Annotated in this window: 30 protein-coding genes; 23 read left to right on the top strand and 7 right to left on the bottom strand. The window is 69.3% G+C overall.

The features are described 5' to 3' along the window. The first annotated feature begins 6 nt into the window (after positions 1-6). Entirely contained in the window at positions 7-606 is a 600-nt protein-coding gene (locus OG417_RS04385) for a carboxymuconolactone decarboxylase family protein (protein ID WP_329250094.1), read from the top strand. Between the two features lie 73 nt (positions 607-679). Next, positions 680-1657 (top strand): hypothetical protein, encoded by a 978-nt coding sequence (locus tag OG417_RS04380; protein WP_329250091.1) that lies wholly within the window; start codon positions 680-682, stop codon positions 1655-1657. Between the two features lie 238 nt (positions 1658-1895). Here OG417_RS04380 and OG417_RS54205 read toward each other — a convergent pair whose 3' ends face one another. Together OG417_RS54205 and OG417_RS04375 are read right to left on the bottom strand one after the other, a co-directional pair. Continuing rightward, positions 1896-1994 (bottom strand): DUF397 domain-containing protein, encoded by a 99-nt coding sequence (locus OG417_RS54205; protein WP_442875655.1) that lies wholly within the window; start codon positions 1992-1994, stop codon positions 1896-1898. Continuing rightward, the gene (locus tag OG417_RS04375; RefSeq protein ID WP_329250089.1) at positions 1982-2749 is read right to left on the bottom strand and encodes a helix-turn-helix domain-containing protein; all 768 of its coding nucleotides are present in this window, start codon (positions 2747-2749) and stop codon (positions 1982-1984) included. Before OG417_RS04375 ends, OG417_RS54205 begins: the two co-directional genes overlap by 13 nt. A gap of 124 nt (positions 2750-2873) precedes the next feature. Here OG417_RS04375 and OG417_RS04370 point away from each other — a divergent pair, with 124 nt between their 5' ends. The 8 genes from OG417_RS04370 to OG417_RS04335 all read left to right on the top strand — a co-directional run bounded on the left by OG417_RS04370 (position 2874) and on the right by OG417_RS04335 (position 8362). Continuing rightward, on the top strand, positions 2874-3134 hold the full coding sequence (locus OG417_RS04370; protein WP_329250086.1) for a hypothetical protein: 261 nt from the start codon (positions 2874-2876) through the stop codon (positions 3132-3134). Next, complete coding sequence (locus OG417_RS04365) at positions 3134-3373, top strand: hypothetical protein (protein ID WP_329250082.1); 240 nt, start codon at positions 3134-3136, stop codon at positions 3371-3373. The genes OG417_RS04370 and OG417_RS04365 overlap by 1 nt, the downstream gene beginning before the upstream one ends. Continuing rightward, positions 3292-3693 carry a helix-turn-helix domain-containing protein gene (locus tag OG417_RS04360; protein WP_329250079.1) on the top strand — a complete coding sequence of 134 codons (402 nt, stop codon included), beginning with the start codon at positions 3292-3294 and terminating at the stop codon, positions 3691-3693. The genes OG417_RS04365 and OG417_RS04360 overlap by 82 nt, the downstream gene beginning before the upstream one ends. A gap of 340 nt (positions 3694-4033) precedes the next feature. Beyond that, complete coding sequence (locus OG417_RS04355) at positions 4034-5038, top strand: glycoside hydrolase family 11 protein (RefSeq protein ID WP_329250076.1); 1005 nt, start codon at positions 4034-4036, stop codon at positions 5036-5038. Positions 5039-5073: 35 nt separating this feature from the next. Beyond that, positions 5074-6069 (top strand): polysaccharide deacetylase family protein, encoded by a 996-nt coding sequence (locus OG417_RS04350; protein ID WP_329250073.1) that lies wholly within the window; start codon positions 5074-5076, stop codon positions 6067-6069. Between the two features lie 148 nt (positions 6070-6217). Beyond that, the gene (gene sigJ / locus OG417_RS04345; RefSeq protein WP_329250070.1) at positions 6218-7177 is read left to right on the top strand and encodes an RNA polymerase sigma factor SigJ; all 960 of its coding nucleotides are present in this window, start codon (positions 6218-6220) and stop codon (positions 7175-7177) included. Between the two features lie 68 nt (positions 7178-7245). Next, positions 7246-7719: a carboxymuconolactone decarboxylase family protein gene (locus OG417_RS04340; protein WP_329250067.1), complete on the top strand. Its 474-nt coding sequence runs from the start codon at positions 7246-7248 to the stop codon at positions 7717-7719. A 67-nt stretch (positions 7720-7786) separates the two neighbouring features. Then, the gene (locus tag OG417_RS04335; RefSeq protein WP_329250065.1) at positions 7787-8362 is read left to right on the top strand and encodes a YceI family protein; all 576 of its coding nucleotides are present in this window, start codon (positions 7787-7789) and stop codon (positions 8360-8362) included. Positions 8363-8417: 55 nt separating this feature from the next. Here OG417_RS04335 and OG417_RS04330 read toward each other — a convergent pair whose 3' ends face one another. From OG417_RS04330 to pdhA, 3 genes are read right to left on the bottom strand one after another with little or no spacing between them, the layout of a single operon-like run. Beyond that, the gene (locus tag OG417_RS04330) at positions 8418-9803 is read right to left on the bottom strand and encodes a dihydrolipoamide acetyltransferase family protein (RefSeq protein WP_329250062.1); all 1386 of its coding nucleotides are present in this window, start codon (positions 9801-9803) and stop codon (positions 8418-8420) included. 3 nt (positions 9804-9806) lie between these two features. Further along, positions 9807-10784, bottom strand: a complete 978-nt coding sequence (locus tag OG417_RS04325; protein ID WP_329250060.1) for an alpha-ketoacid dehydrogenase subunit beta — start codon at positions 10782-10784, stop codon at positions 9807-9809. Positions 10785-10830: 46 nt separating this feature from the next. Beyond that, positions 10831-11958, bottom strand: coding sequence for a pyruvate dehydrogenase (acetyl-transferring) E1 component subunit alpha (gene pdhA / locus OG417_RS04320; RefSeq protein ID WP_442875654.1), 1128 nt, complete (start codon positions 11956-11958; stop codon positions 10831-10833). Positions 11959-12288: 330 nt separating this feature from the next. Here pdhA and OG417_RS04315 point away from each other — a divergent pair, with 330 nt between their 5' ends. From OG417_RS04315 to OG417_RS04305, 3 genes are all read left to right on the top strand, one after another. Continuing rightward, positions 12289-13725, top strand: a complete 1437-nt coding sequence (locus OG417_RS04315) for an aldehyde dehydrogenase family protein (protein WP_329250057.1) — start codon at positions 12289-12291, stop codon at positions 13723-13725. A gap of 79 nt (positions 13726-13804) precedes the next feature. Next, positions 13805-13978 carry a hypothetical protein gene (locus OG417_RS04310; protein WP_329250054.1) on the top strand — a complete coding sequence of 58 codons (174 nt, stop codon included), beginning with the start codon at positions 13805-13807 and terminating at the stop codon, positions 13976-13978. Between the two features lie 105 nt (positions 13979-14083). Beyond that, positions 14084-14881 carry a hypothetical protein gene (locus OG417_RS04305; protein WP_329250051.1) on the top strand — a complete coding sequence of 266 codons (798 nt, stop codon included), beginning with the start codon at positions 14084-14086 and terminating at the stop codon, positions 14879-14881. A 37-nt stretch (positions 14882-14918) separates the two neighbouring features. On the opposite strand, the gene OG417_RS04300 is transcribed toward OG417_RS04305, so the two are convergent. Continuing rightward, positions 14919-16529, bottom strand: a complete 1611-nt coding sequence (locus tag OG417_RS04300; RefSeq protein ID WP_329250049.1) for a hypothetical protein — start codon at positions 16527-16529, stop codon at positions 14919-14921. 136 nt (positions 16530-16665) lie between these two features. Between OG417_RS04300 and purS the strand changes: the two genes are divergently transcribed. The 7 genes from purS (at position 16666) to OG417_RS04265 (ending at position 22432) form a co-directional block, all read left to right on the top strand. Next, a complete protein-coding gene (gene purS / locus OG417_RS04295) occupies positions 16666-16908 on the top strand; it encodes a phosphoribosylformylglycinamidine synthase subunit PurS (protein ID WP_329250046.1) in 243 nt (80 codons plus the stop codon). A gap of 137 nt (positions 16909-17045) precedes the next feature. Then, positions 17046-17489: an ATP-binding protein gene (locus tag OG417_RS04290; protein ID WP_329250044.1), complete on the top strand. Its 444-nt coding sequence runs from the start codon at positions 17046-17048 to the stop codon at positions 17487-17489. A 52-nt stretch (positions 17490-17541) separates the two neighbouring features. Next, positions 17542-18219, top strand: a complete 678-nt coding sequence (gene purQ, locus OG417_RS04285; RefSeq protein WP_329250041.1) for a phosphoribosylformylglycinamidine synthase subunit PurQ — start codon at positions 17542-17544, stop codon at positions 18217-18219. Further along, complete coding sequence (gene purL, locus OG417_RS04280) at positions 18216-20486, top strand: phosphoribosylformylglycinamidine synthase subunit PurL (RefSeq protein ID WP_329250038.1); 2271 nt, start codon at positions 18216-18218, stop codon at positions 20484-20486. The genes purQ and purL overlap by 4 nt, the downstream gene beginning before the upstream one ends. A 157-nt stretch (positions 20487-20643) precedes the next feature. Further along, positions 20644-21111: a winged helix-turn-helix transcriptional regulator gene (locus OG417_RS04275; protein ID WP_329250034.1), complete on the top strand. Its 468-nt coding sequence runs from the start codon at positions 20644-20646 to the stop codon at positions 21109-21111. 65 nt (positions 21112-21176) lie between these two features. After that, positions 21177-22025 carry an alpha/beta fold hydrolase gene (locus OG417_RS04270; protein WP_329250031.1) on the top strand — a complete coding sequence of 283 codons (849 nt, stop codon included), beginning with the start codon at positions 21177-21179 and terminating at the stop codon, positions 22023-22025. A gap of 11 nt (positions 22026-22036) precedes the next feature. After that, positions 22037-22432, top strand: coding sequence for a nuclear transport factor 2 family protein (locus tag OG417_RS04265; RefSeq protein WP_329250029.1), 396 nt, complete (start codon positions 22037-22039; stop codon positions 22430-22432). A 77-nt stretch (positions 22433-22509) separates the two neighbouring features. Here OG417_RS04265 and OG417_RS04260 read toward each other — a convergent pair whose 3' ends face one another. Further along, positions 22510-23031, bottom strand: coding sequence for a MarR family winged helix-turn-helix transcriptional regulator (locus OG417_RS04260; RefSeq protein WP_329250026.1), 522 nt, complete (start codon positions 23029-23031; stop codon positions 22510-22512). 64 nt (positions 23032-23095) lie between these two features. Here OG417_RS04260 and OG417_RS04255 point away from each other — a divergent pair, with 64 nt between their 5' ends. The 3 genes from OG417_RS04255 to OG417_RS04245 are packed head-to-tail and all read left to right on the top strand — an operon-like array spanning position 23096 to position 25152. Then, complete coding sequence (locus OG417_RS04255; protein ID WP_329250024.1) at positions 23096-23593, top strand: flavin reductase family protein; 498 nt, start codon at positions 23096-23098, stop codon at positions 23591-23593. Positions 23594-23645: 52 nt separating this feature from the next. Further along, positions 23646-24662, top strand: coding sequence for an Ldh family oxidoreductase (locus OG417_RS04250; protein ID WP_329250021.1), 1017 nt, complete (start codon positions 23646-23648; stop codon positions 24660-24662). After that, positions 24652-25152, top strand: coding sequence for a PaaI family thioesterase (locus OG417_RS04245; RefSeq protein ID WP_329250018.1), 501 nt, complete (start codon positions 24652-24654; stop codon positions 25150-25152). The genes OG417_RS04250 and OG417_RS04245 overlap by 11 nt, the downstream gene beginning before the upstream one ends.

Raw genomic sequence — 25152 nt, 5'->3', positions numbered from 1 at the left:
TGAAATATGAAAGTTGGTGACGATGCGCTGGGCGGGCGCCTGCCATTGGCCGACCCGTCGACATTGACGCACACACAGCAAGAACTCTTCGATTCAGTGATGGCAAACCAGTTGCCATGGGCGAATGACGCCGGATTTCGGATCAGAACCGACGGCGGGCGACTCATCGGCCCGTTCAACACTTTCCTGCGCCACCCGGAGATCGCGTTGCCGTTCCTCGGATTCGCAGCCGCGGAATCGGACCACACCTCACTGCCGGACCGGGTGCGCGAGGTCGTGATCGTCGCCGTCGGTGCAGCGTGGGGAGCCGGTGCCCAATACGAGCTGTACGCACACAAGATCCTGGCCTGCCGGCTCGGTCTCTCGCCGGAAGTCATCAAGGCCCTCGGTGAAGGTGATGTGCCGGACGATCTGAGCGACGACGAGAAGCTCGCGGTACGTGTCGCGCGGCAACTGCTCATCGAACACCGTCTCGACGACGATCTCTACCATGCGGCCGAGGAGGCATTCGGCCAGCAGGGCCTGTATGACATCGGCGCGGTCATGGGTCAGTACCAAACGGTGTGCACCCTGCTGACCATGTTCCAGGTACCTGCCCCCGAATAGCCGACATCCGCTTACGACATCACGGCGACCGTAATTCTCGGTGCCGCCTTCCTACCATCTGAGGAGAATCCAAGTGACGATTGACAACAAGCCGAGGCTGACGACGATCGCGACACTGCCGGAGCACTATTTCCTGGAGAACATCGCCGTCCGTGCCGACGGTTCGATGCTGGTGACCGCTCTCAACCGCAAGGAACTGTGGTGGGTGCCCGCGCCGGCCAAGGACGCGACCATCGGTGCGGTCCTCGTAGACAGGCTCGAGGGCCTGCCGATGAGCATCGTCGAGGCCGAGCCTGACGTGTTCTACGTCTCTTCCATGGCCCCGGCTGCGCTGGATCGTTTCGACCTGCGCGGCTGGACTCCCGGTGCACCGGTGAACCGGACCCGGGTGCTGACCTTCGAATCGCACGCGGCGGGCCTGAACGGCAGCTGCCTGCTGGCTCCAGGCGTGATCCTGATCGCCGACTGTGCGGCCGGCCTGATCTGGCGGGTCGACCTGACCGAGGACGGTCTTGCCGGGACCGCCAAGGTCTGGCTGCGGCACGACTCCATGACACCGGGCACAGATCCGGAGCGGGCCGTCCACCTGACGCAGACCTTCTCCATCCCCTACCCGGGCGTCAACGGCGTCCGCGCAGCCGAGCAGTCCGACCACGTGTACTACACCGGCTCGTGGGAGCAGACCTTCATGCGCGTGGCCGTCGATCCGGTGACCCACGAGCGGGTGGGTGAACCGGAGGTGGTCGCGAAGGGCATCCATGCGGTCGACGACTTCTGCATGGACGAGAACGCCGGCGTCGCCTACATCACGACCCACATCGACAACACCCTGCACCGCGTCCCGCTGGACCCGGCGGCCTCGGCCACGGAGGCCACCATTGTGGCCGGCGACCCGATCGACCACCGGTTCCTCGGACCGTCCAGCGCCGCATGGGGCCGCGGTGCCGGTGACTACGGTCGCGTCGCCTACGTCACCACGGACGGCGGGCACACGCCGCCGAACCCTGCCGGGATCATCAAGCCCGCCTCAGTCGTGCGGGTCGAATTCTGAGCGACCGACCTTCCTGATCACTCAACCGACGTACGCGCACACCGGCTCTGCCACCCGATGGCCTCCCTGTCATCAGCGATCTGGTCGCTAAGGAGATTGAGGCCGGCAAACCCCACCATCACGGACGCCGACCGGCGTGTCACCAGACCCGGTGAACGTATGTGGTCACCGCACTAGGGGCCGACGCGGAAACGCCCAGCTGCCGCACAACGGGAGCCGGGCGTTTTCGCACGTCAGATCAGTCGCGTTCTTTCTCTGCGACGGCGACCTCGACGCATTCGGTACCGGAGCCGCCCGATCGGCTGGACTTACGCCACGTGGTTGTTACGACGCCCATCGCTCCTCCGCTGTCCGTTTGATCAAGTCCTTGGACATGTTCACCGGCAGCGCGTCGGCCAGGATCGTCTCCCACAGCTCACCGACTCCTGCCAGGTCCTGGGGCGAGACGGTCACCAAGCCGTGGACCGGGGTTTCCATTAAGCACGCGCTGCCATCCGTCAGGGTAGCGAGCACGAACGGTGCATGCCTCCCAAGGTTCGCATTGTTCGGCAGAATCTGGATCTTGACGCAGGAGGGTGAGATCTCGGCAAGGCGCATGAGCTGTTCGTACATGGCCTTCGGGCCACCGATATCTCGCCACAACACGACCTCATCGAGTACGACATGAAGGGCCGGAGGTTCAGGTCGATCGAGTATCGCTTGCCGCTTCAGTCGTGCGGCCGTCTCTGCCTCGTCTCGGCCTAGAAGAGCCGACGCGTACGCCTCCGTCTGGAGCAGGCTGTAGACCACGTTCGACTGATACGTCTTCAGACTCTCCGCACCCTCTTCGTAGGTAATCCATTTGAGCAGCCATGACGGGAAGACAGCGCCCTTCCGGTAGTCGAGGATTCGGGTCAGCGCACCGCCGGTGTCGAGTTCCTCGTCGCAGGCCTCGGCGAACTCAGGCGTGGCCGGGATCTGGCCGGTTTCGATCTGGCTGATGAGTGAGGTCGAATAGTTGATCTTTGCTGCCAGCTCCGCCTGCGTCAATCCGGCCGCCTGGCGGTAGTGCTTGAGCTCACGACCCCATATAGCCATCGGCGTGTATTCCATCGTGATTCGCCTCCATATGTCCGTCTTCAGGGACCTTCAATGCCCAGGAGATCCAAGAGCAACGCTCGTGGCTTGGCAGTGCTTAATGCCATCAGGCTAAGGCAAAGCTGCAATTCTCGTGGTCGTGACCGATGAGAATGCGGACGAACTAATCGAGCGACTTGCCGAGGCATGCGAGCGGGTCGGGCTGAGGACGACCGTCGTCGAGCCGTCCACTCGTATCAAGATTCACGCGCCTGGCCATAACGAGTACTTCAATGAGGTGATCACGCTTCGGCCGGACCGGGAAGAGGTGCTCACCTGGTACTGGTCGTGGGACATGCCGATCTGTCCCGCACACCAGATCAAGACGGCCGTGGCCGTGATTCGCAAGGTTGTCGCGTGATGCCCGAGGAGCTGGCGCCGGTCGCCGCGCTCTGCCGGGAGTCGGCGAAAATCGGCATGAGCGTCGGAATGATTGACGCGCGGCCGGCGGCGGTGATTCGCGCGAGGACGCGACCGTCAGAATGGATCACGGTCGGTGTCGCGGGCGAGTTGTTCGAATGGCGCGGCGACGGAAATCGGCATTCCGTTCGCGATCCGGCCGGGGCGGCGGTGCGCATTCTGGAGCAGATTTCCTCGTGAACGACGATGATCTGCTCCGGCCCCGAGAGGTGGCCGAGATGCTCTGCGTAAGTGCGGCGACCGTCGGCGCGTTGGCCCGTACCGGAGTACTCAAGCCCGCCGCGCGTACGCCGGGCGGGCAGCGCAGGTTCCGGCGCGCCGATGTCCTCGAGCTCCACCGGGTATCCGACGCCCCCGAGGAACAGGACGTCGTACGTCTCTACGCGCAGGGCTGGCCGATTCGCCGGGTCGCCGCGGAGTTCGGCCTCGGCTACGGCAGGACGCGCCGGATCCTGCTCAAGCACGCCGCGCTGAGGGCGCGCCGAACGTACGGCCCGTAGCCGCCGGCAGGGGAGCCCACCAAGCGCCACCTCAGACAAGCGATCTATTTCGAAATGTTTCGATGCGCTGCGGATCCGAGCCATGCCTTGTCTTTCATTCACGTTTCATGCAGGCCGCCGGTCAGCCCACGGCATGCCTGGCAGGTCAAGGGTGCTCCACAGTGGACAGTCATCAGCAAGAGCGAAAGGTTTCGAAATGTATCGTTGACGCTGCCTCTGATCGAGCGCACACTCGGCCCAGCGATCGGTACTTCTCGCCGCGAGAAAGCCGCCGCCGGCGGTTGTCGCGGCGGGTTCACCGGCCTGGCTCCCCGCCAGCGTTCACGAGGAGGAAGCACGCATGAACGACAGTCGCGCCTACCCGAAGGGCCGCAGACGCGGCAGTATCCGGCTGCTCATCAACGCGGTCTGCGCCGTCGCGCTGGTCGTGGTCGCGGCGCTCATGCCCGGCACGGCCAACGCCGCCACGGTCATCTCCACGAACCAGACCGGCACCAACAACGGCTACTTCTACTCGTTCTGGACCGACGGCGGCGGGTCGAGCTCCATGACCCTCGGATCCGGCGGCAATTACAGCACCTCGTGGAGCAACGTCGGGAACTTCGTCGCCGGGAAGGGCTGGAACCCCGGCGCCCGCAGGACCGTGAACTACTCGGGCAGCTTCAACCCGTCCGGCAACGCCTACCTGTCCCTCTACGGATGGACGACGAACCCGCTCGTGGAGTACTACATCGTCGACAACTGGGGCACCTACCGGCCCACGGGCACGTACAAGGGCACGGTGACCACCGACGGCGGCACGTACGACATCTACGAGACGACCCGGTACAACGCCCCCTCCATCATCGGCACCGCGACCTTCAACCAGTACTGGAGCGTCCGGCAGTCCAAGAGGACGGGCGGGACCATCACCACCGGCAACCACTTCGACGCGTGGGCCCGCTACGGAATGAACCTGGGCACCTTCAACTACCAGATCCTCGCGACTGAGGGATACCAGAGCAGCGGAAACTCCAACATCACGCTGGACTCCTCCTCCGGAGGCGGCGGTGGCGGCGGTGGCGGTGGCACCGGCGGCGGCTGCACCGCGACCCTGTCCGCGGGCCAGCAGTGGAGCGACCGCTACAACCTCAACGTCTCCGTCTCCGGCTCCAGCAACTGGACCGTCACGATGAACGTCCCGTCCCCCGAGAAGATCATCGCCACCTGGAACATCAGTCCCACCTGGGACTCCAGCGGCCAGGTGATGACCGCCAAACCCAACGGCAACGGCAACAACTGGGGCGTCACCCTCCAGACCAACGGCACCTGGACCTGGCCCACCGTCTCCTGCAGCGCGAGCTGACCGCGAAACACCGCGCCCGGAAGGAGTCACCTGGCATGCGCACCGAACGACATCCGCGAAAACGCTCCCTGGTCGCGGCGCTGGTCGTCGCCGCGATGGCCGTGGCGAACATGGTCGTCTCAGCCCTGTACGCGACCCCGTCGCACGCCGCCACCTGCAACGGGTACGTCGGGCTCACCTTCGACGACGGCCCGTCCAACGACCACACCCCGGCCCTGCTCAACGCGCTCCGGCAGAACGGGCTGCGGGCCACGATGTTCAACGAGGGCCAGTACGCCGCCGCCTACCCGGCCCAGGTCCAGGCCGAGGTCAACGCCGGCATGTGGGTCGGCAACCACAGCTACACCCACCCGCACCTGATCCAGGAGACGCAGGCGCAGATCGACTCGGAGGTCTCCCGGACCCAGCAGGCCATCGCCGGCGCGGGCGGCGGCACGCCGAAGCTGTTCCGCCCGCCGTACGGTGAGACCAACGGGACACTGCAGTCGGTCGAGGCCAAGTACGGCCTGACCCAGATCATCTGGGACGTCGACTCACAGGACTGGAACGGCGCCGGCGTCGACGCGATCGTGCAGGCCAACGCACGGCTCACCAACGGCCAGATCATCCTCATGCACGAATGGCCCGCCAACACGCTCGCCGCGATCCCGCGCATCGCGCAGACGCTCGCCAGTCGCGGCCTGTGCGCCGGGATGATCTCCCCGCAGACCGGCCGCGCCGTGGCCCCCGACGGGGGCGGAGGCGGAGGCGGTGGAGGCGGCGGTGCCTGCACCGCGACGCTGTCGGCCGGCCAGCAGTGGAGCGACCGCTACAACCTCAACGTCGCCGTCTCCGGCTCCACCAGCTGGACCGTCACGATGAACGTCCCATCTCCCGAGAAGATCATCGCCACCTGGAACATCAGTCCCACCTGGGACTCCAGCGGCCAGCTGATGACCGCCAAACCCAACGGCAACGGCAACAACTGGGGCGTCACCCTCCAGACCAACGGCACCTGGACCTGGCCCACGGTCTCCTGCAGAGCGGGCTGACCCGCGAATCACCGCCTGAGGGCCGCCCCACGGGGCGGCCCTCCTCGCACGAAGGCGAGAATGCTCCTCAGGTCGTCGGCCTCACAATCCGGTGCGCCGTTTCGTCGAACCGGTGAGGGCAGATGCGACCGAGGGAGTCAGCGGCACCATGAGCACCCCATCCGGACCGGAACACGACCGGCCCGACCCGAGCCTGACCGCGATCATGAGCGAGCGGCGGCAGCTGATCAACCTCGCGTACCGGCTCCTCGGATCCCTGGCCGAGGCCGAGGACGCGGTGCAGGAGACGTACGCCCGCTGGTACGCCATGTCCCGGCAGCAGCAGGACGCCATCGAATCCCCCGGCGCCTGGCTGACCAGAGTCGCCGGCCGCGTCTGCCTCGACCTGCTCGGCTCGGCACGGGCCCGGCGGGAGAGGTACGTGGGCGAGTGGGTCCCCGAGCCGCTGCCCGACCGTACGGAGTGGAGCGGCGGACGCCCGGGCGGCATCGGCGCCGATCCGGCCGACCGGGTCACCCTCGACGAGTCGGTCAACATGGCCTTCCTCGTCGTACTCGAGTCGATGACCCCGGCCGAACGCGTCGCGTTCATCCTGCACGACGTCTTCCGCTACCCCTTCCCCGAAGTCGCCGAGATCGTCGGCCGTACTCCTGCGGCCTGCCGCCAACTGGCCTCCTCGGCCCGGCGCCGCATCCGCGCCGCACAGACTCCCGCGACAGCGGCCCCGGCGGCCCGGCACGCCGACATCGTCAGGGACTTCAAGCAGGCGTGGGAGGCCAAGGACATCGACGCCCTCATCGCCCTCCTCGACCCCGACGCGACGGCGATCTCCGACGGCGGCGGCCTGGTCGCCGCCCGGCTCGACCCGGTCCAAGGCGGCGAGCAGATCGCGCACGCCTGGGTCGAGATCGCCCGCCGGGCACCGGGTCTGACGGTCCTGGAGCGTACGGTCAACGGCCAGCCCGGCCTGGTGGCGCAGCAGGACGGCGTCACCGTGACGGTGCTCGCGTTCGACATCGCCGACGGCCGGATCAGGCACATCTGGGCGGTGCGCAACCCCGAGAAGCTCCGGCCGTGGACGGCGGGCCGGTCCGAGCAGGAAGGCTGACCCGGCGCCTCACACTTTCCCGGGCCGTTTCGTCGGTGGGGGGAGAGCGGATGCGAAAGGAGATCAGCATGGACACCCGTCTCGACCCCACCGGCAGCCCGGTCCTGGCCAAGGTCATCAAGTACGCCGCCTCGGCGAGCACGGCCGCGGCGAACTCGACACTGCCGGCCGCGACGCAGCAGCTGGTGGAGATCCGCGCCAGCCAGATCAACGGCTGCGCTCGCTGCATCGACATGCACACGAAGGACGCCGCGCACGCCGGGGAGAGCGCGACGCGGCTCAATCTGGTGGCGACCTGGCGGGAGGCGAACGTCTTCACCGAGGCCGAGCGCGCCGCCCTGGAGCTCGCCGAGCAGGGCACCCGCATCGCCGACGCCGCCGGTGGCGTCACCGACGAGGCATGGGCCGACGCCGCCAGGCACTACGACGAGGAACAGCTCGCCGCCCTGGTGTCCCTCATCGCCATGATCAACGCCTGGAACCGCCTGAACGTCATCACCCGGCAGCCGGCGGGTGACTACCAGCCCGGCCAGTGGGGATAGCGGCGCCGCTTCGCCGCAGGCACCCCCCAGCAGGCCCATCACGCGTCAAAGCAACTCAAGGAGCACCATGTCCACCGACCTGATCGAGATCCCCGCGTACGTTGCGGGCACCTGGGCGATCGACCCGGTTCACTCCGATGTCGGCTTCGCCGTCCGGCATCTGATGATCAGCAATATCCGCGGCCACTTCACCCGTTTCGAGGGCCGTATCGTCACCGCCGAGGACCCGCTGAGGTCGGAGGTGACCGCCGACATCGACATGAGCTCGGTCGACACCGCCAACCCCCAGCGGGACGAGCACCTGCGGGGCGCCGACTTCTTCGAGGTCGACAAGTACCCCACGATGTCCTACCGGTCCACCGCCATCCGGCCGGACGGCGACGGCTTCCTCGTGGAGGGCGAGCTGACGCTCAAGGGCGTCACGCTGCCGGTCCCGCTGAAGCTGGAGATCAACGGCTTCGGTCCCGACCCGTTCGCCGCCGACCCGGCCGTGGGCGCTCGCGCCGGATTCACCGCCACCGCTGAGATCGACCGGACGGACTTCGGCATCAGCTACAACGGCCCGATCCCCGGCGGCGGCCTCGCCCTCGGGGAGACGGTGCGGATCGTCCTGGAGATCGAAGCCGTCCTGCAAGCTCGCTAGCCCCGCCGTTGAGGGCCGCCCCCGTACCGAACGGGGACGGCCCTCAGGCGAACGGTCAGGACCAGGCGAGCATCCTCATCGGGTCCTCCAGCATGGCGCCGACATCGCGCAGGACGGCCGAGCCCAGCTCCCCGTCCACGATGCGGTGGTCGAACGACAGCGCCAGCGTCGTCACCTTGCGGATCTTGATCTCGCCCTCGTGCACCCACGGCATGTCCCGCACCTGGCCGAAGGCGAGGATGGCCGACTCGCCGGGGGTCAGGATCGGGGTGCCCGCGTCGACGCCGAAGACGCCCACGTTGGTGATCGTCATCGTGCCGTCCGACAGGTCGGCCGGCGTCGACTTGCCCGCACGGGCGGTCGCGGCCAGGTCGCCCAGCGCCCGTGCCAGGTCCGGCAGGGACAGGTCCTGGGCGTCCTTGATCTTCGGGACGACCAGGCCGCGGTCGGTGGCCGCGGCGATGCCGAGGTTCACGTAGTGCTTGACCACGATCTCCTGGGCGGCCTCGTCCCACATCGAGTTGATCATCGGGTGCCGGCGGGCGGCCAGCAGGAGCGCCTTGGCCACCAGCAGCAGCGGTGAGACCTTGACGCCCTCGAAGTCGGGCAGGTCGCGCAGCCGTCGCGTGGCGTTCATCGTCTCGGTGACGTCGGCCTGGAGCCACTCGGTGACGTGCGGCGCGGTGAACGCCGACTGCACCATCGCCGCCGCGGTGTGCTTGCGCACGCCGCGGACCGGGATGCGCTCCTCCCGCTCCCCGGCCGGCCGCGCCGGTGCGACGGCAGCGGGCGCGGAGGCCGCCTGCTGGATGTCGTCACGCGTGATCGACCCCTGCGGCCCGGTGCCGGTGATCGTGGTGAGGTCGACGCCGAGGTCCTTGGCGAGCTTGCGCACCGGCGGCTTGGCCAGCACCGCGACCCGCGACCCGCCGCCGTTCGGCGAGGGAGCGGCCACTGGCCGTACGGCAGGAGCCGCAGGAGCCGGAGCCGCCGCAGCCGCGGAGACCGCCTTCTTACGCGGCCGCCGCGTCGTCGTCCCCTGCTTCACCCCGTACCCGACCAGCACCGGCACGCGCTTTTGCTGCTGCGGCGCCGTCGGGTCGACCTTCGGGGCGACGCTGCCCACCGTGCCCGGCTCCTGGGCGCTGTCCGCCTGCGGCTCGGCCACCTGGTTCGCGGCCTCGGCGGGCGCCGAGCCGCCGACGTCGACCGTGATGATGGGTACGCCGACGTCGACCGTCGTGCCCTCGGAGACGAGGAGTTCGGTGACCGTTCCCTCGTACGGGCACGGCAGCTCGACCACGGCCTTGGCCGTCTCGATCTCCAGGATCGTCTGGTTGACCTCGACCGTGTCGCCGGGCTGGACGTGCCACTTGACGATGTCGGCCTCGGTGAGGCCCTCACCGACGTCCGGCAGCTTGAACTGCTTCAGCTCACCCATGCCTCACCATTCGAAGGTCCGGTCGACGGCGTCGAGCACGCGGTCGAGGTCGGGCAGGTAGTGGTCCTCCAGGCGCGACGGAGGGTACGGCGTGGAGAAGCCGCCGACCCGCAGCACCGGGGACTCCAGGTGGTAGAAGCACTTCTCGGTGATCCGGGCGGCCAGCTCGGCGCCGTACCCGTTGAAGACCGGGGCCTCGTGCACGACCACGCACCGGCCCGTACGGCGGACCGACTCCATCACCGTCGACTCGTCGAGCGGGTTCAGGGAGCGGATGTCGACGACCTCGATCGACCGGTCCGAGTCGGCCTGCGCCGCCTCGAGGCAGGTCTTGACCATCGGCCCGTACGCGAGCAGCGTCACGTCGGTGCCCTCGCGGGCGACGACCGCCGACTCGAACGACGCCGCGGCCGACAGGTCGAGCTCGACCGGCGCCTTGTCCCAGTAGCGCCGCTTCGGCTCGAAGAAGATGACCGGGTCCGGGCAGGCGATGGCCTGCTGGATCATCGTGTACGCGTCGGAGGGGTTGGAGCAGGCGACGACGCGCAGGCCGCCGGTGTGGGTGAAGTACGCCTCGGGGGACTCGCTGTGGTGCTCGACCGCGCCGATGCCGCCGCCGAACGGGATGCGGATCACGACCGGCAGCTCCAGCGTGCCGAGTGAGCGCATCCGCATCTTGGCGAGCTGGGAGGTGATCTGGTTGAAGGCCGGGAACACGAAGCCGTCGAACTGGATCTCGCACACCGGCCGGTAGCCGCGCAGCGCGAGACCGATGGCGGTGCCGACGATGCCCGACTCCGCGAGCGGCGTGTCGATGACCCGTGCCTCGCCGAAGTCCTTCTGCAGGCCGTCGGTGACCCGGAAGACGCCGCCGAGCTTGCCGACGTCCTCGCCCATGACCAGGACCTTGGGGTCGTTCTCCATGGCCTTGCGCAGGCCTTCGTTCATGGCACGGGAGAGAGACAGGGTCTCGGTGCTCAACGTCGAGCTCCCCTCATGCCGGACCGGTGAAGGGCGCCGTCGCGCTTCATCTGGTCACCTCCTCGAAGGAACCAAGATAGGACGTGAACTGATCGCGCTCGCCGGCCAGCAGCGAGTGGTCCGTCGCGTAGACGTTCTCCCAGATCGCCGTCGCCTCGGGGTCGGGGAGTTCGAGACAGCGTCTGCGCAGGTCCGAGCCGATCTGCTTGGCCTCGTCGTCGATCGACTCGAAGTAGTCCTTGTCGGCCATCTGGTTCTTGACCAGGTAGGCCTTGACGCGCTCGATCGGGTCCTTGAGCTTCCAGGCCTCCAGCTCGGCCTGGAGCCGGTAGCGCGTGGGGTCGTCCGTCGTCGTGTGCGCGCCCATGCGGTACGTGAACGCCTCGATCAGCGTCGGGCCCTGCCCGCTGCGCGCGTTGTCCAGGGCCTTGCGCGTCACCGCGAGCACGGCGAAGACGTCGTTGCCGTCGACGCGGATGCCGGGGAAGCCGAAGCCCTCCGCGCGCCGGTACAGCGGGATCCGCGACTGCCGCTCCAGCGGCTCGGAGATCGCCCACTGGTTGTTCTGGCAGAAGAACACGATCGGGGCGTTCTGCGCGGCGGACCAGACGAACGCCTCGTTGACGTCGCCCTGGCTCGTCGCGCCGTCGCCGAAGTAGACGATCGCCGCGTCCTCGCCCCCGTCGCGCTGGATTCCCATGGCGTATCCGGCGGCATGCAGGCTCTGGCTGCCGATGACGATCGTGTAGAGGTGGAAGTTGTGCTCTTTGGGGTCCCAGCCCGAGTGGTTGACCCCGCGGAACAGGCCCAGGACCTTCACCGGATCGACGTCGCGGCACCAGGCCACCCCGTGCTCCCGGTAGCTCGGGAACGCCATGTCGTTCGGCCGGAGCGCCCGTCCGGAGCCGATCTGCGCGGCCTCCTGGCCGAGCAGCGACGCCCAGACGCCCAGCTCTCCCTGCCGGGTCAGCGCGAGCGCCTCCTGGTCCAGCCGCCGCACGATCACCAGATCGCGGTAGAGGCTTTTGATCTCATCGGCGGTGAGCTCCACGTCGTATTCGGGATGTTCGACGCGCTCTCCCTCGGGGGTGAGCAGCTGAACGAGTTCGGGTGGGGCGGATGGGGACTGTGCACCGGTGCTCGGGGGCGCACCGTGCGCGGCGTCGATGGTCACGTGGCCACTCCTCATGCGTTCAGGGCCGGCCCGCGGGATCACCGCTCCCGGCCTTGGTTACGCGCCGCCCGTCCCGCGGATCTCGGCGAGTACGGGCGCCGTATCACCGTCATCGTGGCAGACACCTCCAAGTAGGGCGCAAGCCATGACGGCTACGGGAAACGTACCCGGAACGTTGTGCCGTGGCACCAACGCATGACGGCTAGCGGTTCGCTAGAGGCGCTTGAGCGAAGCGGCGGCCGAGCCGCCAGGATGTCCGGAATCGGTGCTGTTCCGGGCCCATAACGGGGTACGGGTCCGGTAAAGGGAGAAGGCCAAAGGAGATCCGCCATGACTCCCTTCGAGCTTCCCGGCATGCTGATCGACGGCGAGTGGCCGCCCACGGGCGAGGGGGGCACCATCGAGGTACGCGCGCCCTACGACGGGTCGGTCGTCGCGCGGGTGCCCGCGGCCGGGCCCCATGACGTGAACCGCGCGGTGGCGGCCGCCCGTACGGCCCTCGACCGGGACGACTTCCCACGGGCGGACCGGATCCGGGTGCTGGAGCAGACGGCCGCGGCGCTGAACACCCGGCTGGAGCACTTCGCCCGCGCCATCGCGTGTGAGGCGGCCAAGCCGATCGCGACGGCGCGCGGGGAGGCGCGGCGGGCGGTGGAGACCTTCGCGTTCTCGGCGGCCGAGGCGCGGCGGATCGCCGGCGAGGTCGTGCCCATGGACGCCTCGGTGGCGGGGACCGGCAAGCTCGGGTTCACGCTCCGGGTGCCGGTCGGCGTGGTCGCGGCGATCTCACCGTTCAACTTCCCGCTGAACCTCGTGGCGCACAAGGTCGCGCCGGCGATCGCGGCGGGCTGCCCGGTCGTGCTGAAACCCGCGTCGCAGACGCCGGTGTCGGCGCTGCTGCTCGCCGAGCTGCTGGACGGCCTCGGCGTTCCGCCGGGGTGGCTGAACGTCGTGACCGGATCCGGCTCGGTCGTCGGCGACGCGCTGGCCACCCACGACGACGTCGCGTACGTCACGTTCACCGGGTCGGCCCCGGTGGGCTGGGCCATCGCGGGCAAGGCGCCGCGCAAGAAGGTGCGGCTGGAGCTGGGGTCGAACTCCCCGCTGATCGTCGAGACCGACGGCGACTGGGCGCGGGCCGCCGAGAAGACGCGGACGGCCGGGTTCGCGCACGCGGGCCAGTCGTGCATCTCCACGCAGCGGATCTACGTGCACGAGGACGTCGCGGACGAGTTCAGCGCGGCGCTCGTCCACGGCGTGGAGAGCCTGCGGCTCGGCGACCCGCTGGACGAGCACACCGAGGTGTCCGCGCTGATCAGCAAGGACGACACGGCGCGCGTGGTCGAGTGGATCGAGGAGGCGGTCACCGCGGGCGCCAAGGTGCTGTGCGGCGGCGACGTCACCGCGGAGGGCCTGCTGCGCCCGGCGGTGGTCGAGGACGCGCCGCCGACCGTGCACCTCCAGCGCGACGAGGTCTTCGGGCCGGTCGTGACGCTGACGCGCTACCGGTCCTTCGAGGAGGCGCTGGCGCTCGCGAACGACGCGCGGTACGGCCTGCAGGCGGGCGTGTTCACGTCCGACCTCGGCAAGGCGCTGCGGGCCGCGCGGACGCTGCGGTTCGGCGGCGTGATGATCAACGAGGTGCCCACGGCGCGCGTCGACCAGCAGCCGTACGGCGGCGTGCGCGACTCCGGCAACACCCGCGAGGGCCCGGCGTACGCGATCCAAGAGATGACCGAGGTGCGTCTCGTCTCGCTGGAACCGTGAATTCGCAGGCGGCGCCTTCGTTTAAGTTTCCTCGAAATTATGACGAGTCAACCGGAAGCTCGAGAGCGGGATGGCGCGGGTGAACAAGACGCTCGCCGAGTCCAAGACGATTTCCGAGGAAGACGTCATCGCGCGGACCGTCCACGACGCCGTGCCGACCCAGCAGAAGGTCGATAACGCGGCATGGCGGGCGCGGAACATCGACACATCGCAGAGGCACAGGAACACCTCGACACAGCCCAAAGGCTCCTGAAGGACTGGGATACCACGAGGACCCCTCACACGCTGCGAGGATCGCCGGGTGACGCCCGCCGGCCCTATGCTCAGGGCGGACGTCTTCTACCAGAGAGTCTCCGTGGTGAAGCGCGACATTCCCCAGTACTTCGTCTATGAGCGGCGGCCGGTCGCCTTCGTCGGGACTCCGGGCGGCGGCCTGACCTGCCTCGCCCTCAACACCTACGGCGGCGAGTTCCGCCGGGAGCTGCGCTACCTCGGGATGATCCCCTACAACTTCGGCGCCGACTTCGAGGAGGTCTCCTTCGAGGAGTTCGTCGTGGCGGTCGAGCGGTCGCGGGCGCGGAACCGGCTCGGCGAGGGCACCGTCAAGGCGCTGTACGAGACGATGGACGCGCTGGAGTTGACCGCCTATCGCGAGAACCGCCGCCTCACTGCCGAGGAGGAGGCGCTGATCGTCTCGCTGAGCCGGCGGACCCACCCGCTCTTCGAGGCGTACCTGAGCGAACGTGGGCTGACCGGGACGCCCCAGCCGGTCCCGCCGGCGATGGCCGTCGCCCGGGTGTTCGACTCCACGGACGCGTCGGGGGCTCCGATCGTCCAGCGCCCGCCCGTCCCGGACGACCAGCGCGACCCCCTGCTGCACTACCTGGAGCGGGCCCCGATCGTCCTGGCGGCGCGCGGGTTCGGCGCCGACCCGCTCGATCCGGAGCGCCACGACGCGGTCCCGCTGACCTACCACACCGACGGCGTCTGGGTCTGGCCCGGCGCGGTCCACTACCACCTGCGCGTGCACGGCGTCCCGCCAGAGCCCGACCTGGTCGGGTACGCCCGCAGCCGCGGGTTCCGGATTCCGGAGATCGACGACGAGGCCCGCACCAGGGCCATCGAGACCATCAACCGGCCGGCGGACCGTTCTTGAACGGCGAACCGGGTCCGCCGCCCGGCCCGTGACGCGCTCAGTCGCGCCGCAGCACCCGGGTGGCACCGGCCGCGACGGTCAGGCCGAGGAGGAAGCCCGCCGCGACGAGCGCGTCGGAGATCCACAGATAGACGCCGTGCGGCGCGAACTCCCCCTCCTGGCCGAGCGAGCCGACCGGCAGCAGCAGGTCGAGCGTGTAGAGGAACGGGTTGAACTCGGTGTTGTGCCCCGGCTCGGTGATCTTCGGCTGGTGCTGGAAGATCACCGTGCCGAACGCCAGGAGCGCCACGAGCCAGGCGCCGGCCAGGAACGGCCGGTAGCCGTAGCCGACCGTCCAGTCCTGGACGTACCCCCACACCCGTAGCGGCACGGTCTGGGTGGCGCGGCGGCGGCGCTGCTTGGCGAGCAGCACCACCCGGCGTTCACCGTCGTGGCCGAGCGTGCGGTAGGTCTCGGCGAGCCGCTCGTACGGCTGCGGCACGTAGCCGTCGCCGTCGCGCTCCAGCCACTTGAGGCGTTCGCCCGCGGTCAGCGGCGGGTCGATCGTGTCGTAGGTGAGGCCGTCGAGGGTGTAGCGCGGCGCCCAGGAGAGGGGATCGTCGCGGAGCAGCTTGATGCGGGCGTACCGCATGTCGACCGTGCCGGCGATGGGCTCGGCCGGGCGGAGCAGCACCTCCTCCGCCTGGAGCCGCTGGAGGCTGAGCGCGACGCCGGCGGGGTTCTTCAACCGGCCGCCGCGCAGGCTGAGCAGCCCGCCGACCCGCGCGCCGGACAGGCTGACCCCGCCGTCGGCGCGGAACCCGTCCGAGCAATAGATGTCGGTCTCGATGCTCAGGTCGTCGCAGTTCAGCGCCATGCGGCCCGGGTGGCTGATCGACGCGCCGACCAGAGACAGGTAGCCGCCGATCCGCCCGCCCCGCAGCCGGATCTCCCCCTCGGCGGAGAACCCGCCGTCGCAGAAGACGTTCGCCGCGACCGAGAGCCGGCTCGCGTACAGCGCCAGGCCCTTGGGGTTGCGCAGCCGCGCGCCACGGAAGATCAGCTGGCCGCCGACCTGGGCGCCCGGGAGGCGTACCTCGCCCTCGACGGTGAAGCCCTGGTCGCAGTAGACGTTGTTGTCCACGATCAGCCGGTCGGCGAGCAGCGGCGCGTCGCCGGTCGGGTGGGACAGGTGTGCGGCGGTGAGGTTGAGAATGCCGGTGATGCGGCAGCTGTCCAGCCAGACGCCGCCGTAGATGTGGCTGCCCTCCAGCCACAGGTGACCGTCGACGCGGGCCCCGGAGGCGACCAGCCCCGGCAGCCGGCAGCGCATGAGGTGGACGCTGCGCAGCTGCGCCCAGTAGAGGTGCGGCGCGTCGGTGAACTGGCAGGCGGTCAGCGCGAGCGGGACGGTCACGTGGGCATGGCCGAGGTTGAGCGTGCCGGTGATGCGCGCCCCGGTCAGGCGTACCGCCGCGACGTGCCCCGGCTCGTCGTCCTGGGCGCCCAGCAGCAGAGAGGAGATCACCTCGGCGCGGACGGTGCGCTCGGGCCCCCAGGCGTTCGTGCTGTCGAAGTCGTGGTCGCCACCGGACAGGTCGACCGGCTCTCCGCGCGGGAACGCTTCCCAAAGGAGGCGCTCCGGTTCGGTCAGCTCATCGATCTGCATCGGCCGTGACTCCGGGGGCGGGGGAGATTGCGGTGAACGATCCATATATAGCGCCTCACACCGACGTGACGGTGGCCGGGCGCCGTGCCGTACGCTTCGGTGCCGTACGAAATCCGCAGATCAGGGAGGGGCAGTCGTGGCACGCTTCGTCGTCGAGGTGATGCTCAAGCCGGAAATTCTCGATTCCCAGGGTCAGGCGGTGGCGCGCGCGCTGCCCCGGATGGGATTCGAAGGCGTGACCGGCGTGCGCCAGGGCAAGCGGTTCGAGATCGAGTTGGAGGGGCCGGCGGACGAGGCGGCCACCGAACGTGTTCGCAAGATGGCGGAGACGCTCCTCGCCAACCCCGTCATCGAAACGTTCGAACTCCGCGCAGAATAGTGGCTCAAAGATAGCCGGGGACGCGATTACGGCAGTTTCACGTGGGGAAGCCTTACCAACGTTCGAAGATTTTCGACGGAGACGGGGCGAGTCCCATGTCACGGGGTAAGGACAGCGACACGAGGTGGCCGGTAGACATGAAGTTCTCACTCGACCTTCCGCGTGAGACCCTCAGCGTGCCGGTCATCAGGCGGATCCTGGGTGACACGCTGCGCGGACTCGGTGTGTCGGAGGCGTGCGTCGCCGACATCCTCGTCGCCATCTCTGAGGCGTGCACCAATGTCGTTCAGCACGCGGACGCGACGTCCCGCTATGAAGTGATCGCCGGCATCGACGGGGGCGAGTGCGTGCTCAAGATCGTCGACCGCGGGCAGGGTTTCACGGGCGAGACCGAGAAAAGCGTCCCCCCGGACTCCGAGTCCGGGCGCGGAATAACGATCATGAAGGCACTCGTCGACGACGTCAGCTTCGACAGCCGCCCCGACAGCGGCACGGTCGTCTACCTCCAGAAGCGTCTCAGCTGGCAGGACGAGACCGCCGCCCGGCACCACCACCCCGAACTGCTGAAAACCGCAGGCTAGGGCCCGGATAAACTGATGGGCGTCCCCGTATCACCTTGATCGGAGTGTGCCCATGACAGCCCGCGTGGGCGTCATCACCTTCCCCGGATCACTCGACGACCGCGACGCGGCGCGAGCGGTGCGCCTCGCCGGCGCGGAGCCCGTGCCCCTGTGGCACGCGGCGACGGACCTGGCCGGGGTCGACGCCGTCATCCTGCCGGGCGGCTTCTCCTACGGCGATTACCTCCGTGCCGGCGCGATCGCCCGGTTCGCGCCGCTGATGGAGCGCCTGGTCGACGCCGCCCGGGGCGGCATGCCCGTGCTCGGCATCTGCAACGGCTTCCAGGTCCTGTGCGAGTCCCACCTGCTGCCCGGCGCGCTGACCCGCAACGCGAGCCTGCACTTCGTCTGCCGTGCCCAGCGGCTGCGGGTCGAAAACGCCAAGACCGCCTGGACCCGCGCGTACGACGAAGGTCAGGAGATCGTCATCCCGATCAAGAACATCGACGGCTGCTTCATCGCCGACCCGCAGACGCTGGAGGAGCTGGAGTCGTCCGGGCGCGTCGTGGCGCGCTACGTCGACGTGAACCCCAACGGCTCGCTCAACGACATCGCGGGCGTCTGCAACGAGGCGGGCAACGTCGTCGGCCTGATGCCCCACCCCGAGCACGCCGTGGAGGCCCTGACCGGGCCCTCCAGCGAGGGTCTCGGCTTCTTCTCCTCCGTGGTCCAGCGGATGGTCTCGGCATGACCCTTCCGAGCAACGAGCCGGCGCGGCCCGTGTTCGACACGGTCGCGCGCGCCGCCCAGACCCCCGAGGTCGCGCTGCCCTACGCCGAGCTCGGCATGAACGACGAGGAGTACGCCCGCGTCCAGCGGATCCTCGGCCGCCGGCCGACCTCGGCCGAGCTGGCGATCTACTCGGTGATGTGGAGCGAGCACTGCTCGTACAAGAGCTCGCGGGTGCACCTGCGCAAGTTCGGTGAGAAGGCGCCGCAGAGCGACGCCCTGCTCGTCGGCATGGGGGAGAACGCCGGCGTCGTCGACGTCGGCAACGGCTGGGCCGTCACCTTCAAGATCGAGTCGCACAACCACCCGTCCTACGTCGAGCCGTACCAGGGGGCGGCCACGGGCGTCGGCGGCATCGTCCGCGACATCCTGTCGATGGGCGCCCGGCCGGTCGCGGTCATGGACTCCCTGCGGTTCGGGGCGCCGGACGCGCCCGACACCCGCCGGGTGCTCGACGGGGTCGTGCGCGGCGTCGGCGGCTACGGCAACTGCCTGGGCCTGCCCAACATCGGCGGCGAGGTCGTCTTCGACCCCTGTTACGGCGCGAACCCGCTGGTGAACGCCCTGTGCGTCGGCGTGCTCAAGCCGGAGGGCATCAAGCGGGCGACCGCCCCCGGTCCGGGCAACCAGGTCATCCTGTTCGGCGCGGGCACCGGGCCGGACGGCATCGGCGGCGCGTCCGTGCTGGCGAGCGCCACCTTCGACGAGGCCTCCCACCAGAAGCGCCCGTCGGTACAGGTCGGCGACCCGTTCATGGAGAAGCTCCTCACCGAGTGCTGCATGGAGATCTTCGCCGAGGACCTCGTCGTCGGCATCCAGGACCTCGGCGCCGCCGGTGTCTCCTGCGCCACCACCGAGCTGGCCGCGGCCGGCACGGGCGGCATGGACGTGAACCTCGACCTCGTCCCGCTGCGCGACCCGACGCTGCGGCCCGAAGAGATCCTGATGAGCGAGTCGCAGGAGCGCATGATGGCCGTGGTCGAGCCGGCCAAGGTCGCGCGCTTCCTCGAGCTCTGCAAACGCTGGGACGTGCCCGCGACGGTGATCGGCGCGGTCACCGACACCGGACGGCTGCGCATGACCTGGCGGGGCGAGACGATCGTCGACATCCCGCCGGGCACCGCCGCCGACGAGGGCCCGGTGTACGAGCGCCCGTACGAGCGACCGGCCGACCTCGACGCGCTCCAGGCCGACACCCCGGACAAGCTGCCCCGGCCCTCGACGCCGGAACAGCTGCGCGACACGGTCATGTGGCTCGCCGGCTCGCCCAACCTCGCCGACAAGTCCTTCGTGACCTCCCAGTACGACAAGTACGTCCAGGGCAACACCGTGCTGGCGATGCCGGACGACGCCGGCGTGATCCGCATCGCCGACGGCCCGCAGGGCATCGCGCTCGCCACCGACGGCAACGGCCGCTACGCCCGCCTCGACCCGTACGCCGGGGCCCAGCTCGCGCTGTCCGAGGCGTACCGCAACGTCGCGGCCACCGGCGCCCGTCCTCTCGCGGTCACCAACTGCCTCAACTTCGGTTCGCCGGAGGACCCGGGCGTGATGTGGCAGTTCGCGCAGGCCGTCGAGGGCCTCGCGGACGCCTGTCAGGCGCTCGGCGTTCCGGTGACCGGCGGCAACGTGAGTTTCTACAACCAGACCGGCACCACGCCGATCAACCCGACCCCGGTGATCGGCGTGCTCGGCATCCACGACGACGTGACCCGCCGGGTCCAGATGTCGTTCAACGTCGAGGGCATGTCGCTGTTGCTGCTCGGCGAGACCCGGCCGGAGTTCGGCGGCTCGGAGTGGGCGAACGTCGTGTTCCGTCACCTCGGCGGCCTGCCGCCGCGTCCGGACCTGGCGGCCGAGGCCGCGCTGGCGTCGGTGCTGGTGGCGGGGGCGCGCGAAAGCCTGTTCGACGCCGCGCACGACCTGTCCGACGGCGGGCTGTCGCAGGCGCTGCTGGAGTCGTGCCTGCGCGGCGGCCTCGGCTGCACGGTGACCCTGCCGGGCGACCCGTTCGTGGAGCTGTTCAGCGAGTCGGTGGCCCGCGCGGTGGTGGCGGTGCACCCGGATCGCGAGGCACGGGTGGCGCAGCTGTGTGAGGCCGCCCGCGTACCGGTGCGGCGCCTGGGCGTGGTCGGCGGCGACTCGTTCACCGTCGAGGGCCAGTTCTCCATCCCGCTGACCGAACTCCGCGAGGTCTACCAGGGCGCCCTGCCCGCGCTGTTCGGCTGAGCCTCCGCGTTCGGCTGGGTCTCCGCGTGGACCGCCCCCGGCTTCGGCCGGGGGCGGTTTTTCTTCGGCGCCCGCGGGGCCGTTCCCCCACCGTGAGTTGATGATCTCAGCTAGTAAGTTGAAAGAACTAGTTGCGATCCAAAACCATGGAGGGGCTGTGGCCGACCGCACCGAGCACGTCACGTTCCAGCACGGCCAGGCGTTTCTCGCCACGATCTCCGAGCGCTGGAACTACCAGATCCTGCGGGAGGTGTTCTTCGGCGTCCGCCGGTTCGGTGAGCTCAAGCGCGCTCTCGGCATCTCGGGGAACATCCTCACGTCACGCCTGAACGACCTCACCGACCTGGGTCTGCTGTCCAGGCGCGCCTACCGGTCCGACAAGCCGTGGTACGAGTACGAGCTCACCGAGGCCGCCCGCGAACTGGTCGTCCCGGCCATCGTGACGATCACCCGGTGGGCGGAGAGCCATGCCGACGGCGGTGACGGGCCGCGCCGCCCGCTGCTGCACACGGCCTGCGGCGACGAGACCGATCCCTACCTCGCCTGCAGCGCCTGCCACCAGCCGATCGTCGCCTCGGCTCTGATGCCCCTGGAGGCGGCGGAGAACACATCCTCGCGCGACTAGTTGTGGATTGCTACTAGTAGCAATACGCTACTAGTAGCCAATCTGTCGCGTGAGAGGAACTTGTCATGGCGACGAACCAGCTCGACGAGGTCGCCGAGAAGCTGATCCCCACCTCCCTGGGACTGATCAACGTGCGGGAGGGAGGCCGGGCGGACGGTCCGGCCATGGTCTGCTGGCCCAGCCTGATGATGGACGGCACCATGTGGCGCTACCAGTACGAGCACTTCGCTCCCACCCACCGCATGGTGCTCATCGACAGTCCCGGCCACGGAAAGTCGGACGCGCTCCGCAAGATCATCGATCTCAAGGACTGCGCGGACGTCCTGGTCGAGATCCTGGACGCACTCGCCATCGACAGGTGCGTCCTGGTGGGCAACAGCTGGGGAGGCATGCTCGCCGGCGTCTTCCCCGCCTACCACCCCGAGCGGACCGCGGCGGCGATCGGGATCAACTGCACCGCTTCGTTGCCGACGATGTTCGAGAGCGTCTGGGCCGGCGCACTGGCGACCTACCTCTCGCTGCACGCCAGGATGCCACGGCTCGCCGCCAGGGCCGCCCGGGCGGCGTTCGCCGGCCCGACCGCCGAGGCCACCAACCCGGAGTTCCTGAAGTTCACCGACTTCGTCCTGCGCGACGACCCCAAGTCCGTGGCGTGGGCGCTGCGCAGCATCCTCATCGGCCGAAAAGACGAGCACCGGCGGCTGGCCACCATCGAGAACATTCCGGTGCTGATCATCGCCGGGGAAGAGGACAGTCAGTTCCCGGTGCACGTCGTACGCAAGATGGCCGACGCCATCGCGGGCAGCACCTTCCGCGTGCTGCCGCACACCGGCCACCTCGCGGCGCGCGAGAACCCGGACGGCGTCAACGCCGAGATCGACGCCTTCCTCGCCACCCTGTCCGCCACCGTCTGATGGAGCCGGCCATGACACACGACGCGACCCCGGCGGTGACGCCGGACTGGGTTTCCCAGATCATGCGCGAGATCGACACCCTGGAGTTCGGAGCGGGGTTCGCGCACATGACCGAGGACACCGAGATGTTCTTCGGCACCGAGCACGTACGCGGCGCCGAGGCCATCAAGGCGTTCTTCGTCAGGATCGATGAGCCGCTGAACATCACCCATGAGGTGCTCGAGTTCTGGACCGCCGGCGACGCCTGCCTCCTGCGAGGAGAGGCGACCATGGCCAAGAAGACCGAGCCGGACCGGGTGGTGCGCGCCCCCTTCATGCACATCTACTACCTCGGCGACGGAGAACCGCTCCGGATCCGGACCATTCGCATCACCGCCGGACCGCTGGAGACCGCCGCGGTGATGTAACGCCACGCAGCAGCCGGGCAGGGCAGGTCGAGATCGCGATCAGGCGTTCGCGGCGTCGCCATGACGGCCGACCGCGCTCACCCCTCCGGCCGTTCGATCTGCCTGAGCTCGGTCTCGACCACCTGCGCGGCCTGCCGCAGCCGACGATCGGTGGCGACGATGTCGGCCCGGCCGAGGAGCGCGTTGAGCGTGTCGCTGATCTTCAGCACCTCGGTGCCCATCTCCTCCAGGGCGGCCCGGCCTTCCTCGGTGACCTCGAGGGAGAGCGCCCGCTCGCTTTCCGGATGCGCGCCCCGCGCGACGAAACCGCGGTTCTCCAGCTGCGTCACGATGCGGGTCATCGTCTGCGGCCGGGCGTAGCAGCGCCGGGCCAGCTGGGCGAGCGTGAGGTGAGGCCGGCCGGCCAGGATCCGCAGCGCCGTGTAGCTCGACAGCGTCATGTTCCAGGGCCGCAACCGGGTGTTCCCGATCCTGGTGACGGCGCGTTCGAATCGGAACACCGCGTCGATCAGGGACGAGGCCTCGTCCATGTCACTCGCCGCCCGTCCCGGCGAGCGACCGTCATCGAACGGGTCGGTGTACGGCAGCGGATCTGTCACTCCTGCAGCGTAATGGCGTCGCCACCCCCTTCCGTTTCTGTAAGCATGCTTATAACATGTCAGCATGCTTACAGATCCCGCGGAGGTCGACTCCACCCGATTCCGGTCCGTCCTGGGGCACTTCCCCAGCGGCGTCGCGGCGATCACCTCGCTGGACGCGGAGGGCCGGCCGGTGGGCATGACCGTCTCCTCCTTCACCTCGGTCTCGCTCACCCCGCCGCTGGTGGCGTTCCTGCCCGGCAAGACGTCTTCCACGTTCCCCGTCATCGCCGAACGCGGCACCTTCTGCGTCAATGTCCTGGCCGCCGGTCAGGAACCGGTCTGCCGCGCGCTGGCGGTGTCCGGCGAGGACAAGTTCACCGAGGTGGCGTGGCGACCGGGACCACACGGAGATCCCGTGATCGACGGCGTCGTGGCCTGGATCGGCTGCACCATCGAGGCCGTGCACGAAGCGGGCGACCACCGCATCGTCGTCGGCCGCGTCGACGAACTGGACGCGGGCGCGGCCGTGTCCCCGCTGCTGTTCTTCCGAAGCCGCTACCACCACCTCGCGGCCGCCTGATGCCCGGCCCGGCGATCCCGAAAGAGGCGGTCCTGTCCCTGGAGGCCGGTTCATGACCACCCTGACGCTGTCCGGCGCCCGCGCCCTCGTGGTCGCCACCATGACCACCGCCGGTCACACCGCGGAGGAGGCCGAGATCATCGCCGATCATCTGCTCGACTGCGAACTGCGCGGGCTGGCGTTCGGCGGGCTCGCCCGTGCGCTGTCGATAACGGAGCGCATCCGCGCCGCCCCGGAACCGCCGCAGCCGATCCGGGTGGTCACCGAGACCGCCGTATCCGCCACCCTCGACGGCGGCGACCAGGTGGGCTACCTCGTCGGCATGCGCTCACTGGAACTCGCCGTGGCCAAGGCCCGCGCCCAGGGAGTCGCGGTCGTCGGCGCCCGCAACACCTGGTACACCGGCATGTTCTCCTATTACCTGGAGAAGGCGGCCGAGGCCGGGCTCGCCGGGATGATCGCGGGCAGCGGGCCCGCCGTCGTGGCACCGCACGGCGGCACCGAAGGCCGGTTCGGCACCAACCCGATCGCCTTCGGCTTCCCGTCCACACCGGCGCCGGTCATCTGGGACATCGGCACCTCCGCCGTCATGCACGGCGAGGTGACGCTGAAGGCCCGGCTCGGCGAGAAGCTCGAACCCGGGCAGGCCTACGATGCCGCCGGCGCACCGACCCTGGACCCGGCGGCGGCGCTCGAAGGCGCGTTCGGCGTGTGGGGCGGCCACAAGGGCTCCGGGCTGGCCATGGTCGTCCAGCTGCTCGGCATGATGAGCGGCGCGGCGGCCGACCCGCCGGGGATCTCGGACTGCGGTTTCTTCGTCCTGCTGGTCGATCCCGGCGCGCTGACCGACGCTGAGCACTACCGCCGCCGCGTCGCCGCGTTCGCCGCGTCGATCCGGGCGACCAGGCCCGTCGAAGGCGGCGGCGCCGTCCGCGCTCCGTTCGACCGCTCCGTCGCCTGCCGTGAGGAGACGCTCCGGCGCGGCACGATCGACGTACCGAAGCCCTTGGTCGCGGCGCTCCGCCGGGCCGCGGGATTTCTCGCGAGCGGAGATGCCCGTGACCGATGACCCTGACGCCTTCGTGATCGGGCCGTCGCCGTCCGGCCGGCTGCTGTGCGGCGGCTGCGCCCCGGCCGGCGTCTGCGGGCTCGGCGTCGAGGTCGCGGAGGCCCGCGACGCCGCCGTACGGTTCGACGTCATCTGCCCACGGCACTGGCAGGGCGGCCCGCGTGTGGCGCACGGCGGCTGGATCGCGGCGGTGTTCGACGACGTGCTGAACATGGCCGCCCTGCGCGTCGAGCCACGGCTGGTCACCAAGTCTCTGGCGGTCTCCTACCGACGCCCGGTCCCGGTGGAGCGGCGGCTGGAGGTCCTGGCCCGGATCGACGCGCACGCCGGCCGCCGATGGGACGTCTCCGCCCGGATGACGCTGGACGGTACGGAACTCGCCACCGCCCGCGCCGAACTGCGGACGCGCCATCCGGACCACTACGCCCGGCACGAGGCCTGGCTCGCGCGACGCCCCTTGTCCCGCAACGGATTCCACGCAGAAAGCTGA

It is taken from the genome of Actinoallomurus sp. NBC_01490, assembly GCF_036227085.1.
Lineage (GTDB): Bacteria > Actinomycetota > Actinomycetes > Streptosporangiales > Streptosporangiaceae > Actinoallomurus > Actinoallomurus oryzae.
This window is presented reverse-complemented; position numbering and strand designations above follow the sequence as displayed.